Source organism: Arthrobacter sp. P1_B9, assembly GCF_056406495.1.
Window position 1 is genome coordinate 67,940 of sequence record NZ_JBFUAA010000002.1, and the last position, 15,579, is coordinate 83,518.

The window sequence follows — 15,579 nt, forward strand, 5'->3', positions numbered from 1 at the left end:
TGTGGGTGAGCGCCGTGGACATGAGGCAGCGACCGAGGCGGACATCGCCCGGGTGTTCCGGCGCGAGTACGGGCGCGCCGTAGCCGTTCTGACGCGGACGTTCGGGAACATCGATATTGCCGAGGACGCCGTCCAGGATGCTTTTGCCGCGGCGGTCCAGCACTGGCCCTCGGCCGGCATCCCGCCCAGCCCGGCTGGCTGGATCATCACGACGGCACGGCACCGGGCGATTGACCGGCTGCGGCGGGAAGCCTCACGCGAGGACAAGCACGCACAGGCGGCCCTGCTCGCGGCGGCGCGGTCCGGGGCCGGACCCGCGCCGGCCGCCGAAGAGCAGTTCCTGGCGGAACAGTCAGGGGTCGAGGACGTGGACGACGATACTTTGCGGCTGATTTTCACGTGCTGCCATCCTGCCCTGGCCGGGTCCGCCCAGGTGGCGCTGACGCTGCGGCTTCTGGGTGGATTGACGACGGCGGAAATCGCCAGGGCCTTCCTGGTCCCGGAAGCGACCATGGCGCAGCGGCTGGTCCGGGCCAAAGCGAAAATCCGGGATGCCAAGGTCCCATACCGGGTCCCGCAGGGCGCCGACCTGCCCGAACGGCTGCAATCGGTGCTGGCGGTGGTCTACCTCATCTTCAACGAGGGCTACACCGCGGGCCCCGCCGACGGCCGGGAACGTACGGAGCTCTGCACGGAAGCCATCCGGCTCGGCAGGCTGTTGGCGTCGCTGATGCCGGACGAACCGGAAGCGGCGGGACTGCTGGCGCTGATGCTGCTCATCGAGTCCCGCCGCGCCGCGCGATTCACGCCCGACGGGGGACTGGTGCTGCTCGCGGCCCAGGACCGGGGGCACTGGGACAGCGCCCTGGCCGCCGAAGGCCGTGAGCTGGTGCGCCGGTGCCTGCGCCGGAACCAGCCGGGACCGTATCAGCTCCAGGCGGCGATCAACGCCGTCCACAGCGACGCCGCGGCCGCCGGGGACACCGACTGGGCGCAGATCCTGCAGTTGTATGACCAGCTTCTGGCCGTCGCGCCGGGTCCTGTCGTGGCGCTGAACCGCGCCGTGGCCCTGGCAGAGCTCCACGGGCCCGTTGCCGGGCTGGCGGCGGTCGAGGGCCTGGGACTGGACACCTACTACCTCTTCCACGCCGTCCGCGCCGACTTCCTGGTGCGTCTGCGCCGCTATCCGGAGGCCGCCGAAGGCTACAGGCGGGCGCTGGCGCTTGCCGGCAGCGCCGCGGAACGCCGGTTCCTGGAAGGCAAGCTCCGCAGCCCGGTGTTCGGCGGGGCCGCAGACGGTTAGAAAGCAGACGGTTGGAAACCTGGGCCGGACCGCGCCCCGTGGCGGGCCCGTTTGCACCGGTTAAAAGAGTAGGGCCGGGCGATCTGGAGCAGGACTTGGGGGAACTCTGCTGCAAATCGCCCGGCGCACCGCCGGCTCCGGGGGAACCGGCTATCATCACTCGCACCTGTTGAGGCACTTTCCAAGGTAATGGCCGATCATGGGTGCGCAGCGAGTTTTCCCTGTGTGTTCGCTGGCAATCCGACGGCGTCCCCGGGATGGTGGCCGGCTCCGCCGCGGGGGCTTTAAACGGCAAAGGCACCGGCGGTCCGCTGCGGGAAAATGGGAAAACCCGCTGCAACCACCGGTGCCGCGCAGGCATCCGCATGCCTGCTGCATCACTCGCACCCTCAATGAGGTAGTTACAACGTTAGGTTCCAAAGTTGTGCGCTGACTGCGCTGAAGGTGGGAGCTGGCTGGGAATCACGTCAGACTGCAATGATGGGGACATGAGCAACCGAATCGCATTCCTGGGCTGTGGGTCAATGAACGAGGCAATTATGGCGGGGCTGATCGACGGCGGCGTCGACCCGGGCGACATTGTCGCAACCGTCCGCCGGGCCGGGCGCGCGGTCGAGCTGGCCCAGCGCCACCCCGGGATCACCGCCATCGCGGGCGAAGAAGAGCCGGACAACAATAAACAGGCCGCCACCGGCTCCGCCGTCGTGATCCTGGGCGTCAAACCCGTGGGGATCGCGGACCTGGCCCGGGAAATCAGCGGGTCCCTTTCACCGGGCACGATCGTCATCAGCGTTGCGGCCGCCGTGTCACTGGAGCAGCTGGAGGCGGCGCTGCCGGCCGGCCAGCCCGTCATCCGCACGATGCCGAACACGCCGGCGAAGCTGGGCCGCGGCGTGGTCTCCGTCTCGCCCGGGACCAGCTGCTCCGCCGGGCAGCTCCAGCGCGCCAAGGACATCCTCGCAGCCGCCGGCACGGTCGTGGAGATCCCGGAAGAGCAGGTGGACGCCCTCTCCGCGATCAGCGGCTCGGGCCCGGCCTACGCCTTCTACCTGGCGGAGGCCATGGCCGAGGCCGGGGCACGACTGGGCCTGGACCCGGAGCTGTCGCTGTTGCTGGCCCGCGAGACCGTCGCCGGGGCGGGCTTCATGCTGGCTGAGCCCGGCGCGGATCCTGCTGCATTGCGCAAGGCGGTCACGAGCCCGAACGGCACCACGGAACGGGCCATCGCCACCTTTGACGAGCGCGGACTGCCGGCCATCATTGCCGACGGCGCCCGCGCGGCGGCTGAGCGCGCCGCGGAAATCACCCGACAGCTCGCCTGAGCCGGCCCGGGCGGGCCCTGGAGCCGCGGCCCTGGAGCCGCAGCCCTGGGAGCCGCAGGCTCCGGCTGTGGCCTAGGGGCGGGCAGCGAACCGTTCGAGCAGGTCCACGTGGCCCGAAACGATGAGCATGTCCCGCGAAGAAACCTTGGTTTCCGGCCGCGCGTAGGTGAAGTCCTCGCCCGGGGACTTCACGCCCACAATCGTGACGCCGTACTTGGACCGGACTTTGGACTCGTCCAGGGTGAAGCCCACGGTCTCGCGCGGCGGGTACATCTTGACGATCGCGAAGTCGTCGTCAAACTCGATGAAGTCCAGCATGCGCCCGGAGACCAGGTGCGCGGCGCGGACGCCGGCGTCGGCCTCCGGGTAGATGACGTGGTTGGCGCCGATGCGGGTGAGGATCTTGCCGTGCGAGGGCGTGATCGCCTTGACCCAGAGGTGTTCGATTCCCAGGTCCACGAGGTTCACCGTGATCAGCACGGAGGATTCGATCGAGGTGCCCACGCCCACGACGGCGGAACTGAATTCCTGGGCGCCGAGCTGGCGGAGGGCATCGATGTTGGTGGCGTCGGCTTCCACCACGTGCGTCAGGACGCTCGCCCACTTCTGGACGAGGGCGCGGTCGCGTTCAATGGCCAGGACCTCCCGGCCCTGCTTGACCAGCTGTTCTGCGGTGGATGCACCAAAACGGCCCAGCCCGATCACCAGCACGGGGGCGTTGTGGGCGGGGCGGTTGACGGCGCCTGAGGAACTAGCCAATGATCGGTCTCTCTTCCGGGTAGTGGTACAGCTGGCTGCGCTGGCGCAGGGCCAGGCCGGCGGCAAGGGTGACCGTCCCGACGCGCCCGGCGAACATGAGCAAAGCGAGGACGTAGACCCCCTCCGGCGGCAACTCTGCACTGAGGTTGGTGCTGAGGCCCACGGTGGCGAAGGCGGAAATGGTTTCAAACAGGACCCGGTCCAGGGATGCATGGCTGATATGCAGGAGCAGGAGGGCCGAGACCGAGACGAGGGTGGCGCCGGCGACGATCACCGAGATGGCCACGCGCATGGTGCCCTCGGGGATGGTGCGGCCGTAGATCTTCACGTCCGCGTCGCCGCGGGCCTCGGCGGTGATCGCCAGGAACATCACGGCGATGGTGGTGACCTTGATGCCGCCGGCCGTGGATGCGGAACCTCCGCCGGCGAACATGAGGGCATCGGAGAGCAACATGGTGGTGGACTCCATGTGGTTCTGGTCCACGAGGTTGAAGCCGCCGGAGCGCAACATGACTGAGGCAAAGAGCGCATGCGTGATCTTGTCGCCGAGGTCCATGTCCCCGATGGTGCGCAGGTTGTCCCACTCCAGGAAGCCCCAGAGGACCGTGCCGGCGGCCAGGAGAATGAAGGACACCTGGATGGTCAGCTTGGTGTGGAGGTTCCATTTCTTCCACCGGAGCCCGTTCTGGTGCAGCACCATGACCACCGGGAAGCCCAGGCTGCCCAGGAATACGCCGAGCATCAACGGGACGAGGATCCAGAGATCGGTTTCGTACGGCACGATTCCGTCCGAATGCGGCGTGAATCCGGCGTTGTTGAACGATGAAATGGCATAGAAGACCCCGTGCCAGACGGCCTGCGGGAAGCCCTCCCCGAGGACCAGGAAGCGGGGGATCAGGGTCACGGCCAGGGCGGCCTCGATCACCACGGAGGTCACAATCACGATCCGGAGCAGCGTACCGACTTCGCCAAGCCGGCCGGCATTCATGGCCTCCTGGGCGATCAGCTTGCCGCGGACACCGAGTCTCTTGCTGACCATGAGCGCCAGCAGCGATGCGAGGGTCAAGGTGCCCAGGCCGCCCACGAAAATGCCGACCAGGATTACGAGCTGGCCGAAGAAGGACCAGTGCACAGCCGTGGAGACCACGGTCAGTCCCGTGACGCAGACAGCGGACGCCGCGGTGAAGAACGCCTGATGCAGTGGTGTGACTTGTCCCGTCGCGGAAGCCATGGGCAGCGAGAGCAAAGCGGTGAAGACCAGAATCACGACGCCGAACGCCGAGAGCGCCAGGCGGGCGGGTGAGCTGTTCGCGATGCTGTCAATGAAGTCGCGCAGGCGTGTGAAGATCCACAGGCCTTCCCGCTCCGGCATGCCTGGCTGCCAGCTGGCCGGGCTCGTGGACCTCGACTGGCTTTGCGTCATGTTCTTCCTCGGTTGAAACTTCTTCCCCAAGTAGTAAACCACTAAACACCGGGTAATGGCCGGGGGAACGCCCGTGCGCGCGCGGGAAGCCGGGGACGGCTCGGGTAGCCTGTGATTGATGACATTCCTGCCCGGACTCGCTCAGACCGCGCTGCCAACGACGGTGGTGTGGGCCCCAGCCATGACTGCCTACAACTTTGGCCACTCCCACCCGATGGCGCCGGAGCGCATGGAGCTCACAGCGAAGCTGGCCGGCAGCCTTGGACTGCTGGATCTGGACCACGTCACGGTAGCGGCTCCGGACGTCGCCACCGACGCGGAGCTGGGCGCGGTCCACAGCCCGGAGTTCGTGGCCGCCGTGCGGCGCGTGAGCGCAAACCCGGACACCTCCGACCACGCCAGGGGTCTCGGAACCGAGGATGACCCCGCCTTTGCCGGCATGCACGAAGCCAGCGCCCGGCTGGCCGGCGGCTCCCTGCTGGCGGCCGCAGCTGTCCTGGACGGCAGCGCCGTGCGGGCCGTGAACTTCGGCGGCGGGATGCACCACGCCTCCCGGGACCGCGCGAGCGGTTTTTGCATCTACAACGACGCCGCCCTCGCGGTCCAGCGGCTGCTCGACGGCGGCGTCCGGCGGGTGGCCTACGTCGACGTCGATGCGCACCACGGCGACGGCACGCAAAGCATCTTCTGGGACGATCCGCGCGTCCTGACCATTTCGCTGCACGAATCCGGACTGACCCTCTTCCCGGGCACCGGGTTTGCCAACGAGATCGGCGGACCGAACGCGCAGGGCAGCGCCGTGAACGTCGCCCTCCCGGCCGGCACCGTCGACGCCGGGTGGCTGCGGGCCTTCCACGCCGTCGTGCCCCAGCTCATTGGCGCGTTCGAACCGGAAGTGATCGTCAGCCAGCACGGCTGCGACTCGCACCGGCTTGACCCGCTCACCCACCTGAACATCAGTGTGGACGGCCAGCGCGAGGCCGCCACGGCGATAGGAAACCTCGCCGCACGCTACTGCGAGAACCGGTGGATTTCCACCGGGGGCGGCGGCTACAACGTGGTCAGCGTGGTGCCGCGGTCCTGGAGCCACCTCATAGCCATCGCCGCCGGCCGCCCGGTGCCGCTGCGCACCCCGGTTCCGGAGGATTGGCGCAACTACGTCAAAGACAAATATGGCGCCAGGTTCGGCGTGGAGCCCCCCGAGACGATGGGCGACGACGTGGACCTCTGGTGGCGGTCCTGGGAAGTGGGTTTCGACCCCAACGACGAGGTGGACCGCACCATCATGGCCACCCGCAAGGAAGTGTTTCCCCTGCACGGACTGGACCCCTGGTTCGACTGAATCCGGGCCGGGCTTGGGGGCTTGCACCAACGGAACAATTCGTGGATGCCATCTGGCGTATATGTCGCTAGTGTGGAGGGCATGGTGACAGACGACGTATTTGCCGTCATTGCTGAGGCAACCAGGCGTGACATTCTGATAGCCCTCCGCAAGGGGGACAAAGCGGTGGGGGAACTGGTCCAGGAGCTTGAAGCAAGCCAGCCCACCATTTCCAAGCATCTCAAAGTCCTCCGGGAAGCGGACCTGGTGAGCATGCGCGCCCAGGGCCAGAAGCGGTATTACACCCTCAACCCCAAGCCGCTCACCGGGATCGCCACCTGGCTGCAGGCGTTCGACGTCGGCCCCGCCGCGACGGCGGACGCGGCCGCCGCCCTCCACCCCGAAGCCGGCCCCGCAGCCGTCCCGGAAGACCTGGCCGCCGCCGCTGTTCCGCAACCAGCCGTCCCACAACCGGTCGCCGCGCAACCCGCCGCAGCACTGGCGGGCCGCCCTGCCGGCAGCCCGCTGAGCCCCGCCGTCGTCATCCCGGTGGGAACGGCGGGGGAAGACAAGATGCCCCAGCAGATCGGGCGGACCGTGGGCCGGGCCGCCACCAGGGCCGCCGATCTCCTGGCCAACCTGCCCAAATTCGGCCGCAAGAAGTAGGCTTTCCTGCCCCGCGTATGCCGCCCTGGGTATGCGCGCGGCCATCCGCCCCGCCCAAAGGCACCTAGCCGATCTTTCGGGCGCCAGGGGCTTGTCAGAGGTGCTAGGTGCGGAGGATCCGCACGTGCTCGGGGGTGAGGTCCGCGACCCGGCTGACGCCCAGCAGGGCCATGGTGCGTTCCATGTCCTTCTCCAGGATTTGGAGCGCACGGTCCACACCGGCCCGACCGCCGGCCATGAGCCCGTACAGGTAGGCACGGCCGATCAGCGTGAAGTCGGCGCCCAGGGCGAGGGCGGCGATGATGTCCGCGCCGCTCATGATGCCGGTGTCCAGGATGATCGCCGCGTCGCTGCGGTCCGCCTTAAGTGCCGCGGAGACCTCCGGGAGCAGGTGGAACGGAACCGGTGCCCGGTCCAGCTGGCGGCCGCCGTGGTTGGAGAGCACAATCCCGTCCGCGCCATGGTCCACCACCTTGCGGGCGTCGTCGACCGTCTGGATGCCCTTGACCACGAGCTTGCCCTTCCACGTCTCGCGCAGCCAGTCGAGGTCGGCAAAGGTCAGGGTGGGATCGAACATGGAGTTGATGAGGTCCGCGACCGTGCCCGTGTAGCGGGACAGCGACGCGAAGGTCAGCGGCTCGTGGGTGAGGAAGTTGAACCACCACGCGGGCCGGTAGGACGCATCCAGGACGGTCTTGAGCGTCAGGGCGGGCGGGATGGTCATGCCATTGCGGACGTCGCGGAGCCTGGCGCCGGCGACGGCGGTGTCCACCGTGACCATGAGGGTGTCATTGCCCGCCGCGGCGGCACGCTGGATCAGTTCCAGCGAACGCTCCCGGTCCGTCCACAGGTACAGCTGGAACCAGTTGCGGCCGGTGGGTGCGGCGGCGGCCACGTCCTCGAGCGACGCCGTGCCCATGGTGGAGAGGGTGTACGGAATGCCTGCGGCTGCGGCGGCCTGGGAACCGGCGTATTCGCCCTCGGACTGCATCATCCGGGTGAAACCGGTGGGCGCGATCCCCACCGGGAGCCGGGACGGCCCGCCCAGGATGTCAGTGCTGAGGTCGATGCTGGAGACGTCCCGCAGGACCCCGGGCCGGAATTCGATGTCCAGGAACGCCTGGCGGGCGCGGCGGAGGGAGATTTCGGCCTCGGCGGCGCCGTCCGTGTAGTCGAAGGGCGCCTGGGGTGTGCGGCGCTTGGCCATGTCCCGCAGGTCCCAGATGGTGCTGGCACGGCGCAGCCTGGCGGCCCGGCTGAATTCCGGCTTCTTGAACTGCATCAGGGGAGCAAGGTCGGCGTACTTGGGCACGCGGCGCTTCAACGCGGCAGGGAGCCCGCCGGCGGCCGCGGCTGTGTGGTGCCCGGATGCGGACACCGCAGGGCCAGGGTCCGTGGCCGCGGGAGTGGTCGGAGCCTCGGGGTTGCCGGGCGGGACGGTGTGCGTCATGGCTGCCTCCATTTGCGGATCGGATGCTGTGCTGGGTTTCCTCACACTCTAGGTGGTGCCGGTGTGCGTCGAGATGTCATTTCGCGGCAGTGCCGGCGAACACCGCCGCGACGTGCCTGCCCGGCGACCACGGACCTGGTCCTGGCCGCCCGGAACTGGCCGCCCGCGGATTGTTACGTCCGGCGTTTGCTCCGGCCGCGGCTCCGGGGCTATGGTCAACGCTATGACTAACCGTTGGTATGCGTATTTTTCGTTGGCTCTGGAGGGGCCCGCGTCTAACTGACACGCATCCAACTTTCCTTCAGAGCCAACAGGGCAGAGATTATTCTCTGCCCTTCGCCATTTCTTCGGCGGGTTCTGACCAGGGCCCGCTCCGCACCCGGAACAGGACCCGAATATGAGCATCGAAGCAGCCACCGGCCCCCAACACTCCACCTCGAACCTGCGCGTCAGCGAGTTCACCCCGCTGCCCACCCCGCAGGACCTCATGGCGGAACTGCCCCTGGAGGCCCGCCTGGCCGAGGTGGTCGGGCGGGGCCGGGACGAGGTCCGGGCCATCATGGACGGTGTGGACGACAGGCTGCTCGTCATCGTGGGCCCCTGCTCCATCCACGACCCCAAGGCGGGCCTGGAATACGCCCGCCGGCTGGTCAGCCAGGCAGAGAAGCACCGCGAAGACCTGCTGATCGTCATGCGCACCTACTTCGAAAAGCCGCGCACCACGGTGGGCTGGAAGGGCCTGATCAACGACCCCCGGCTGGACGGCAGCCACGACATCGCCGCGGGCCTGCGCGCGGCCCGGTCCTTCCTGCGCCAGGTCACCGCCCTCGGCCTGCCCACCGCCACCGAGTTCCTTGAGCCCATCAGCCCCCAGTACGTCGCGGACCTGGTCGCCTGGGGCGCGATCGGCGCCCGCACCACGGAGAGCCAGATCCACCGCCAACTGGCCTCCGGGCTGTCGATGCCGATCGGCTTCAAGAACGGGACCGACGGCGATCTCCAGGTGGCGCTGGACGCGTGCAGCGCCACCGCTGCCGCCCAGGCGTTCCTCGGGATCGACGACGGCGGCCGGGCGGCGCTTGTGGCTACCGCCGGCAACCCGGACACCCACGTCATCCTCCGCGGCGGGCGCAAAGGCCCCAACTACTCAGCCGCCGATGTTGAAGCGGCCTCAGCGAAACTCGCCGCGAAGCAGCTCAACCCCCGTCTGATCGTCGACGCCAGCCACGCCAACAGCGGCAAAAACCACCACCGCCAGGCCGAGGTCGCCCTCGAAATCGGTGCGCAGCTGGAAAATGCCGGAGCCGCCGCCGGGGCCATCGCCGGCGTCATGCTCGAGAGCTTCCTGGTGGGCGGGGCCCAGAACCTTGATGTCAACGCCGTTACCGGCTCCGGACGGGACGGGCTGGTCTACGGCCAGAGCGTCACTGATGCCTGCATGGACTGGGACGTGACGGCGTCGGTACTGGGCCAGCTGGCCGCCTCGGCCCGCACGCGGCGGACCCGTGCCTGAGGGAGGAGCAGGAGAAGGAGCGTGCCGCGGGATTTTCGAGATTCCTGCGGAAATCGTGTGGGGATTCCTGAGGAAGTCTTTCACTTTGGCACCATGAGCAACTAGTGTTGCTAACACATGGTTGTTTGATGGCTCAGCATCGGCACACCGCCATGTCAACAGGTGGGGCTGCCGTTCGCTTGAGCAAAGGAATAGGGAAATGTCTACGGAGGCCAACTTCTCCAAGGCCCGTTTTTTGACCGTGGCCGAAGTCGCGGAACTTATGCGGGTATCGAAAATGACTGTGTACCGTCTTGTGCATTCGGGGGAGATGCCGGCCGTGCGGTTCGGCCGCTCCTATCGCGTGCCGGAAAACGCCGTCGAGCAGTACCTCAAGGGTGCCGTCGTCGACCGGAATGACGGCCACGCCGGAACTGGCTGATCAGTCAGCGGCAACATTCACAGCGTGAATCGACTGCTTTGGGTCCCGCACGGGGCCCGCGGTCGTGGGGTGCCTCGCAGAGGCGGTACCCTGTTAAGGAACGTTTTACGTCATTGTAAGAACCTGTCAGTTGTTTCAGTCTGCTGCTTAGCCCGCGGACCCTTCCCAACAGGCAGGTACTGCATCTAGCCGGTAAGGAACTTTCGTGGGTTCAGTTATTAAGAAGCGTCGCAAGCGTATGGCCAAGAAGAAGCACCGCAAGCTGCTTCGCAAGACGCGCCACCAGCGTCGCAATAAGAAGTAGCAATACTTCGAAATGCATGAAATGCCCGTCGCCTTCCAGGCGACGGGCATTTTTCTTGCCTTCGGCGGTTGATTTGCGTTGGGGCGGGCCGGGGCGAACCGGGGAGACGCCGAGGAGGTGGCGCGTAAATTCGCGCCGGATTCGGACGCGGGCTTCGGAATCAGAGGACGGCGGCCCGGATCCGCGCCGCGCCTGTCCGAATCCGCAGCGGAAGCCGCGGGCGGCCTAGCGGCTGGGGCCGCGGAAGCGGGAGAACCCCCGCCACAGGCCGTAGATGGCCCCTCCGACCGTCGCGGCCTTGAAGCCCAGAGTGGCGGCGCGCCGGCCTGCACGGAAGTCGTAGACCGGCCAGTTGTGCTCGCGGGCGTAGCGGCGCAGCTTGGAGTCGGGATTGATGGCAACGGGGTGCCCCACCATGCTCAGCAACGGGATGTCGTTGTGGGAATCGCTGTACGCCCAGCAGCGGCTCAGGTCCAGACCCTGCTCCTCGGCAATTTCCTGGACTGCGACGGCTTTGGCCGGTCCATGGAGGATCTCGCCCACAAGCCGTCCCGTGTACGAGCCGTCCATGATCTCGCCAACTGTGCCCAGCGCCCCGGTCAGGCCCAGCCGGGCGGCAATGACAGTGGCCACCTCGATCGGCGTCGCCGTGACGAGCCATACCTTGCGCCCGACCCGGAGATGCTGCTCGGCCAAGGCCTTTGCCCCCGGCCAGATCCGCGACTCAATCATCTCGTCGTAGACCTCTTCGCCCAACGCCTCGATGTCCTTGGCCGTGATGCCGGCGGCCAGCGTCAGGGCGGAATCGCGGACTGCATGGACGTCATCCATGTTTTCGCCGCGCAGCACGAACATGAACTGCTTCCAGGCGAACCCGGCAGCCTGCGGCAGGGTGAAGGCGCCACGCTGGTGAAGCTTGCGGGCGACATGGAAAAGGCTTGCGCCCTTCATGAGGGTGTTGTCGACGTCGAAAAATGCGGCCTCGCCGTGCTGCGTCGATGCAGCAGGCTCATTGGCCACAATGACGTATTTCTCCTCGGGCATGCCACGAGTCTAGTCAATGACGGGCCCCCGGCCGCCCGCGGGACGCGCGACGCGAGGGCAGGACGGCCCCGGACCCGGGCGGACTGCTCCGCGCGTCGACGCCGAAGTGGCCGCCGGGCTACGGTGGATGCATGGCCAAACCCGCACACTTACCTGATGTAGTTCTGATCACCAAGGCCGACTGTCACCTGTGCACAGAGGCGCGTGCCGCCGTCGGCCGGGTCACCGCTGCGCTCGGACTAGATTGGTCGGAAAAATCGGTGGACGACGACGCCGGTCTGCGGGAACGCTTCGCCGAGGAGATCCCGGTGGTGCTGGTCAACGGCGTCCAGCGGGATTTCTGGAAGATCGACGAGGCCCGCCTGACCCGGACCCTGCAACGGGTCCTCGACCAGCCCTCCTGACGGCGGGGTGCTTTGTTGCGTGATGCGCGGGGGCTCTAGAGTGGGAAGCACAACGCGACGCAATGGAGCAGATAGTGACTTCGCTGGATTCATCTCCCGGGCCTGTCCCCGGGGGAGCCGGGACTGCGGCCAAACAGATTCCGCCCGCGGCCGTGGCCCGGCTGACCATCTATCTGCGCGCCCTGACCACGCTGCTGGCTGACGGGGTGGACCGGGTCTCGTCCGAGTCGCTGGCCGAGGCCTCCGGAGTCAGTTCCTCGACGCTGCGCAAGGACCTCTCCTATGTCGGCTCCTACGGAACCCGGGGTGTCGGTTATGAGGTCCAGTACCTCAACCGCAACATCGCCGCTGCCCTCGGGCTGACGCACGACTGGAAAGTCGCGATCGTCGGTGCGGGCAACCTCGGCAAAGCCCTGGCCCGGTACGGCGGATTCGAGTCTCGAGGCTTTGACATTGTGGCGATTTTCGACGCCGACCAGATGGTGGTGGGCAGTGAAGTCGGGTGGCTGCGGGTCAGCGACGCCGCCGACCTTGAGCCGGTACTGCAGCGTACCGGTGCCAACATGGTGGTCCTCGCCTTGCCCGCGGCGGTGGCCCAGGACGTCTGCGACCGGGTGATAGCCGCCGGCGTGCGGAGCATCCTCAGCTTCGCGCCGGTGATGCTGCAGGTCCCCCCGGGAGTCAACCTCCGCAAGGTGGACATGGCAACGGAACTGCAGATTCTGGCCTACCACGCACAGAGGGCGCAGGACCCGGAAGACGCCGACTAAGATCGGCCAGCCCTCCGGTTCCCGCGCCCGCTGAGTGGTACCCCGCTGGGTGGGTTCCTGGCGAAGCTACTTCCCGAAGGGGGCTCCGGGCTGTCCATAGGGGTTGGCAAAGGGCTGCCGCTTCTGGAAATACGGCGCTGCCGCGGGCAGGTAAAGCAGCACGATGGCCGCAATGCCCACGAGTGCCGCCAGGGTGGCGAGGCTGAGCGGGATGATGTTGAAGACCGACAAGGCCGCGAACACGGTGCCCAGGATGCGGGCCCAGTTCTTGCCCTTGCGGACATTGAATGCCACGAGGGCGTACAGCCCGGCGCTGATGGCGGCAAACACCACGATGGTGCCGATCAGGACACCCTTAATGGATTCGAAGTCGACGCTCGTGCCGCTCGCTGCCATCTGCTGCTCGAACATGTCCCTGACGGCAGGGGTGTCCAGGGTTCCCAGGGATACCAGCATGGAGATGACCCACAAGGCTCCGGCTGCGATGATCAGCCAGAACGACGTATTGACCAACTGGGGAACCGCGCCCGGAGCCTGCGGCTGTTCGGACGGGTACTGCGCGTAGGGGGACTGGCCGTACGGGGACTGGCCGTACGGTGCCTGCGGGGCGTTCTGGCCGTAGGTGGGGGGTGTCTGCTGGCCGTACTGCGGTGCCTGSGGGGCGTTCTGGCCGTAGGCGGGGGGTGTCTGCTGGCCGTACTGCGGCGTCTGGGGGGCGTTCTGGCCGTAGGCGGGGGGTGTCTGCTGGCCGTACTGCGGTGTCTGCGGGGCGTTCTGGCCGTAGGCGGGGGGTGTCTGCTCGCCGTACTGCGGTGTCTGCGGGGCGTTCTGGCCGTAGGCGGGGGGTGTCTGCTGGCCGTACTGCGGTGTCTGCGGTGCCTGCGGGGCGTTCTGGCCGTACTGCGGTGCCTGCGGCGCCGGAGTGGATTCCCCGCCCGGCTCGGAGCCGTTGCGAGGCGGGGGCTGGACTGGGGGATTGCTCATGAAGCGGTCCTTTGCGTGTCGATCGAATCGGCCACCGGGATCAGAGATCCTGCCCTGCCCCCAGCATGGTTTAGCTCAACCGTACCGCGGCCCGGCCGCCGTGTGGATCATTCCGGAGAGGTATTCTCAAGCCTCTTTCGATGGCCGGTGCGTGGCGGCGGGGGAGCCCTGGCGCTGCCACGAATCCGCGGGTGCCCTGTGCGGCGGCAGGCCTAGATTCGGCCCCGGTTGGCGGCAAACCAGGCCTGTGCATTCGGCAGCCACATGAGCACGGTCGCCACGAGGCTGATGAGGAAGCCCGGCAGGCCTCCGCCCGCCCGGCCGTCGGCGATGCCGGAACTGATGAGTGTCAGCACCAGGGAGATGCCGGCAAGGATGGTGAGGGCGAAGCGGGCCCATTCCCGGCCTTCCTTCATCTTCATGGCAAGGATGATCTGAGCGGTTGCCAGTGCGAGCGCCACGATCACGAGCAGCAGCACCAGGAGCCCGATCGCCGGCGCGAAGGCGACCAGGACGAAGGACCCGAACAACCCGATGACTCCACCGAGGAGGCCCAGGAGCCCGCCGATCAGCCAGATCCAGTAGGAGACCTTCAGCTCGGTGGGCATTGCAGCGACCTTGAACATGCCGGAGAGCCCGCCGGCAGGCAGTGCATCGCCGAAGTTCCTGGGGCGGTCGGTGGGCATCTCGAAGCGGAATCCGCCGGCCGACGCCGGCTGGCCCTGGTACCCCGGCGGCGGTGCCTGGTACCCGGGAGGCGGTGCCTGGTATCCGGGAGGCGGTGCCTGGTACCCGGGCGGCGGTGCCTGGTACCCGGGCGGCGGTGCCTGGTACCCGGGAGGCGGTGCCTGGTACCCGGGAGGGGGCGGCGGGTTGGCGGGAAGCTGCGGTGGGCCGGCGGGCGGGACGCTGCCCGATGCCGGCGGCTGGGCGCCCGGCTGCTGCGGAGGTACATCACTCGGGTTGCTCATGGCTCTCACTGTAGACCGCCGTTTCCTTGTTATCTAGGGAATCTGCAGCCGCGTCGCGGTGCCCGACGGCGGCGCCCAAGAGGGGCAGGCAGCAGCGGCGAAAAACAACAGCGCCCCGCTTCATCGCGAAGATGAAGCGGGGCGCTGGAGCCGGCTGACCGGCGTCGGCCCTCAGGCGCGGGCGGGAGTGACCGGGCCGCGACCGTACTGGATGCTGGCTATGCTGCGGGAGCGATGAAGGCCAGTTCCAGGTTGATGGCAACCTTGTCGCTGACCAGCACGCCGCCGGCTTCGAGGACGGCGTTCCAGGTCAGCCCGAAGTCCTTGCGGCTGATCGTGGTTTCGGCGCTCAGGCCGGCGCGGGTGTTGCCGAAGGGATCGACGGCCACGCCGTTGAATTCGGTCTCGAGGGCCACGGGGCGGGTGATGCCCTTGATGGTGAGGTCGCCCTGGAGCTCGTAGGCGTCGCCCTTGGGGACGATGGTGTTGGAGACAAAGGAGATCTCCGGGAACGTCTCGACGTCGAAGAAATCTTCGCCGCGGACGTGGCCGTCGCGGTTGGCGTCACCGGAGTCGAAGCTTGCGGTCTTGATCGAGGCGTTGACCTTGGAGTCGGTGACGTTCTCGGCGAGGTCCAGGGTGGCGGCAGCGTCGGTGAACTGACCGCGGACCTTGCTGATGCCGGCGTGGCGGACGGTGAAGCCGATCTCGCTGTGCGACGGGTCGAGGGTCCAGGTGCCGGTGGTGACGTTTGCGGGAAGTGCCATGGTGGTTCTCCTTGAGTCGGGTTGGTACTGCGGTGGTTCGTCTGATCGCTAGTTGAAGCATCATTGGTTGAAATCTCAACTAACTGCTTCACCCAGTATAAACATGCATTTGCATCTTTTATTCCAACTCCGGGGAACATTTTTCCAAACTCATCAG

At 67.4% G+C, this 15,579-nt stretch carries 16 protein-coding genes; 9 read left to right on the plus strand and 7 right to left on the minus strand.

All coding sequences use genetic code 11. The features are described from left to right. The first annotated feature begins 1 nt into the window (after position 1). The gene (locus AC1D1A_RS02815; protein WP_476947092.1) at positions 2-1,303 is read left to right on the plus strand and encodes an RNA polymerase sigma factor; all 1,302 of its coding nucleotides are present in this window, start codon (positions 2-4) and stop codon (positions 1,301-1,303) included. Positions 1,304-1,791: 488 nt separating this feature from the next. Further along, on the plus strand, positions 1,792-2,625 hold the full coding sequence (proC, locus tag AC1D1A_RS02820) for a pyrroline-5-carboxylate reductase (RefSeq protein WP_476947093.1): 834 nt from the start codon (positions 1,792-1,794) through the stop codon (positions 2,623-2,625). 72 nt (positions 2,626-2,697) lie between these two features. On the opposite strand, the gene AC1D1A_RS02825 is transcribed toward proC, so the two are convergent. Continuing rightward, a complete protein-coding gene (locus AC1D1A_RS02825; RefSeq protein WP_374208249.1) occupies positions 2,698-3,336 on the minus strand; it encodes a potassium channel family protein in 639 nt (212 codons plus the stop codon). A 40-nt stretch (positions 3,337-3,376) separates the two neighbouring features. Next, positions 3,377-4,807, minus strand: a complete 1,431-nt coding sequence (locus AC1D1A_RS02830) for a TrkH family potassium uptake protein (RefSeq protein WP_223913623.1) — start codon at positions 4,805-4,807, stop codon at positions 3,377-3,379. Between the two features lie 118 nt (positions 4,808-4,925). Between AC1D1A_RS02830 and AC1D1A_RS02835 the strand changes: the two genes are divergently transcribed. Both AC1D1A_RS02835 and AC1D1A_RS02840 read left to right on the plus strand, forming a co-directional pair. After that, entirely contained in the window at positions 4,926-6,149 is a 1,224-nt protein-coding gene (locus AC1D1A_RS02835) for an acetoin utilization protein AcuC (RefSeq protein ID WP_476855537.1), read from the plus strand. Positions 6,150-6,230: 81 nt separating this feature from the next. Beyond that, positions 6,231-6,794: an ArsR/SmtB family transcription factor gene (locus AC1D1A_RS02840; RefSeq protein WP_476947094.1), complete on the plus strand. Its 564-nt coding sequence runs from the start codon at positions 6,231-6,233 to the stop codon at positions 6,792-6,794. A gap of 103 nt (positions 6,795-6,897) precedes the next feature. Here AC1D1A_RS02840 and AC1D1A_RS02845 read toward each other — a convergent pair whose 3' ends face one another. Beyond that, a complete protein-coding gene (locus AC1D1A_RS02845) occupies positions 6,898-8,244 on the minus strand; it encodes an alpha-hydroxy acid oxidase (protein WP_476947095.1) in 1,347 nt (448 codons plus the stop codon). Positions 8,245-8,641: 397 nt separating this feature from the next. Here AC1D1A_RS02845 and AC1D1A_RS02850 point away from each other — a divergent pair, with 397 nt between their 5' ends. The 3 genes from AC1D1A_RS02850 to AC1D1A_RS02860 all read left to right on the plus strand — a co-directional run bounded on the left by AC1D1A_RS02850 (position 8,642) and on the right by AC1D1A_RS02860 (position 10,482). Beyond that, complete coding sequence (locus AC1D1A_RS02850; RefSeq protein WP_476947096.1) at positions 8,642-9,757, plus strand: 3-deoxy-7-phosphoheptulonate synthase; 1,116 nt, start codon at positions 8,642-8,644, stop codon at positions 9,755-9,757. Between the two features lie 199 nt (positions 9,758-9,956). Continuing rightward, positions 9,957-10,178 carry a helix-turn-helix domain-containing protein gene (locus AC1D1A_RS02855; protein WP_018775046.1) on the plus strand — a complete coding sequence of 74 codons (222 nt, stop codon included), beginning with the start codon at positions 9,957-9,959 and terminating at the stop codon, positions 10,176-10,178. 205 nt (positions 10,179-10,383) lie between these two features. Next, positions 10,384-10,482 (plus strand): 30S ribosomal protein bS22, encoded by a 99-nt coding sequence (locus tag AC1D1A_RS02860; protein WP_003792170.1) that lies wholly within the window; start codon positions 10,384-10,386, stop codon positions 10,480-10,482. Between the two features lie 225 nt (positions 10,483-10,707). Here the strand turns inward: AC1D1A_RS02860 and AC1D1A_RS02865 are convergent, their stop codons facing one another. Then, a complete protein-coding gene (locus tag AC1D1A_RS02865) occupies positions 10,708-11,526 on the minus strand; it encodes an HAD family hydrolase (protein ID WP_476947097.1) in 819 nt (272 codons plus the stop codon). A gap of 131 nt (positions 11,527-11,657) precedes the next feature. Between AC1D1A_RS02865 and AC1D1A_RS02870 the strand changes: the two genes are divergently transcribed. Beyond that, positions 11,658-11,930, plus strand: coding sequence for a glutaredoxin family protein (locus AC1D1A_RS02870; protein ID WP_476947098.1), 273 nt, complete (start codon positions 11,658-11,660; stop codon positions 11,928-11,930). A 74-nt stretch (positions 11,931-12,004) separates the two neighbouring features. Further along, the gene (locus AC1D1A_RS02875) at positions 12,005-12,700 is read left to right on the plus strand and encodes a redox-sensing transcriptional repressor Rex (protein WP_079555510.1); all 696 of its coding nucleotides are present in this window, start codon (positions 12,005-12,007) and stop codon (positions 12,698-12,700) included. Positions 12,701-12,766: 66 nt separating this feature from the next. On the opposite strand, the gene AC1D1A_RS02880 is transcribed toward AC1D1A_RS02875, so the two are convergent. The 3 genes from AC1D1A_RS02880 to AC1D1A_RS02890 form a co-directional block, all read right to left on the minus strand. After that, positions 12,767-13,684, minus strand: coding sequence for a Yip1 family protein (locus AC1D1A_RS02880; RefSeq protein ID WP_476947099.1), 918 nt, complete (start codon positions 13,682-13,684; stop codon positions 12,767-12,769). A 212-nt stretch (positions 13,685-13,896) separates the two neighbouring features. Next, complete coding sequence (locus AC1D1A_RS02885; RefSeq protein WP_476947100.1) at positions 13,897-14,655, minus strand: hypothetical protein; 759 nt, start codon at positions 14,653-14,655, stop codon at positions 13,897-13,899. Positions 14,656-14,873: 218 nt separating this feature from the next. Then, on the minus strand, positions 14,874-15,422 hold the full coding sequence (locus AC1D1A_RS02890; protein ID WP_028278101.1) for a YceI family protein: 549 nt from the start codon (positions 15,420-15,422) through the stop codon (positions 14,874-14,876). Positions 15,423-15,579: the final 157 nt, after the last annotated feature.

What these genes read in the sequence shown, in the direction of transcription:
- AC1D1A_RS02885 (WP_476947100.1), bottom strand. Translation starts at nt 14,655, where the DNA reads ATGAGCAACCCGAGTGATGTACCTCCGCAGCAGCCGGGCGCCCAGCCG.
- proC (WP_476947093.1), top strand. Translation starts at nt 1,792, where the DNA reads ATGAGCAACCGAATCGCATTCCTGGGCTGTGGGTCAATGAACGAGGCA.
- AC1D1A_RS02890 (WP_028278101.1), bottom strand. Translation starts at nt 15,422, where the DNA reads ATGGCACTTCCCGCAAACGTCACCACCGGCACCTGGACCCTCGACCCG.
- AC1D1A_RS02840 (WP_476947094.1), top strand. Translation starts at nt 6,231, where the DNA reads ATGGTGACAGACGACGTATTTGCCGTCATTGCTGAGGCAACCAGGCGT.
- AC1D1A_RS02870 (WP_476947098.1), top strand. Translation starts at nt 11,658, where the DNA reads ATGGCCAAACCCGCACACTTACCTGATGTAGTTCTGATCACCAAGGCC.
- AC1D1A_RS02865 (WP_476947097.1), bottom strand. Translation starts at nt 11,526, where the DNA reads ATGCCCGAGGAGAAATACGTCATTGTGGCCAATGAGCCTGCTGCATCG.
- AC1D1A_RS02830 (WP_223913623.1), bottom strand. Translation starts at nt 4,807, where the DNA reads ATGACGCAAAGCCAGTCGAGGTCCACGAGCCCGGCCAGCTGGCAGCCA.
- AC1D1A_RS02855 (WP_018775046.1), top strand. Translation starts at nt 9,957, where the DNA reads ATGTCTACGGAGGCCAACTTCTCCAAGGCCCGTTTTTTGACCGTGGCC.
- AC1D1A_RS02835 (WP_476855537.1), top strand. Translation starts at nt 4,926, where the DNA reads ATGACATTCCTGCCCGGACTCGCTCAGACCGCGCTGCCAACGACGGTG.
- AC1D1A_RS02845 (WP_476947095.1), bottom strand. Translation starts at nt 8,244, where the DNA reads ATGACGCACACCGTCCCGCCCGGCAACCCCGAGGCTCCGACCACTCCC.
- AC1D1A_RS02850 (WP_476947096.1), top strand. Translation starts at nt 8,642, where the DNA reads ATGAGCATCGAAGCAGCCACCGGCCCCCAACACTCCACCTCGAACCTG.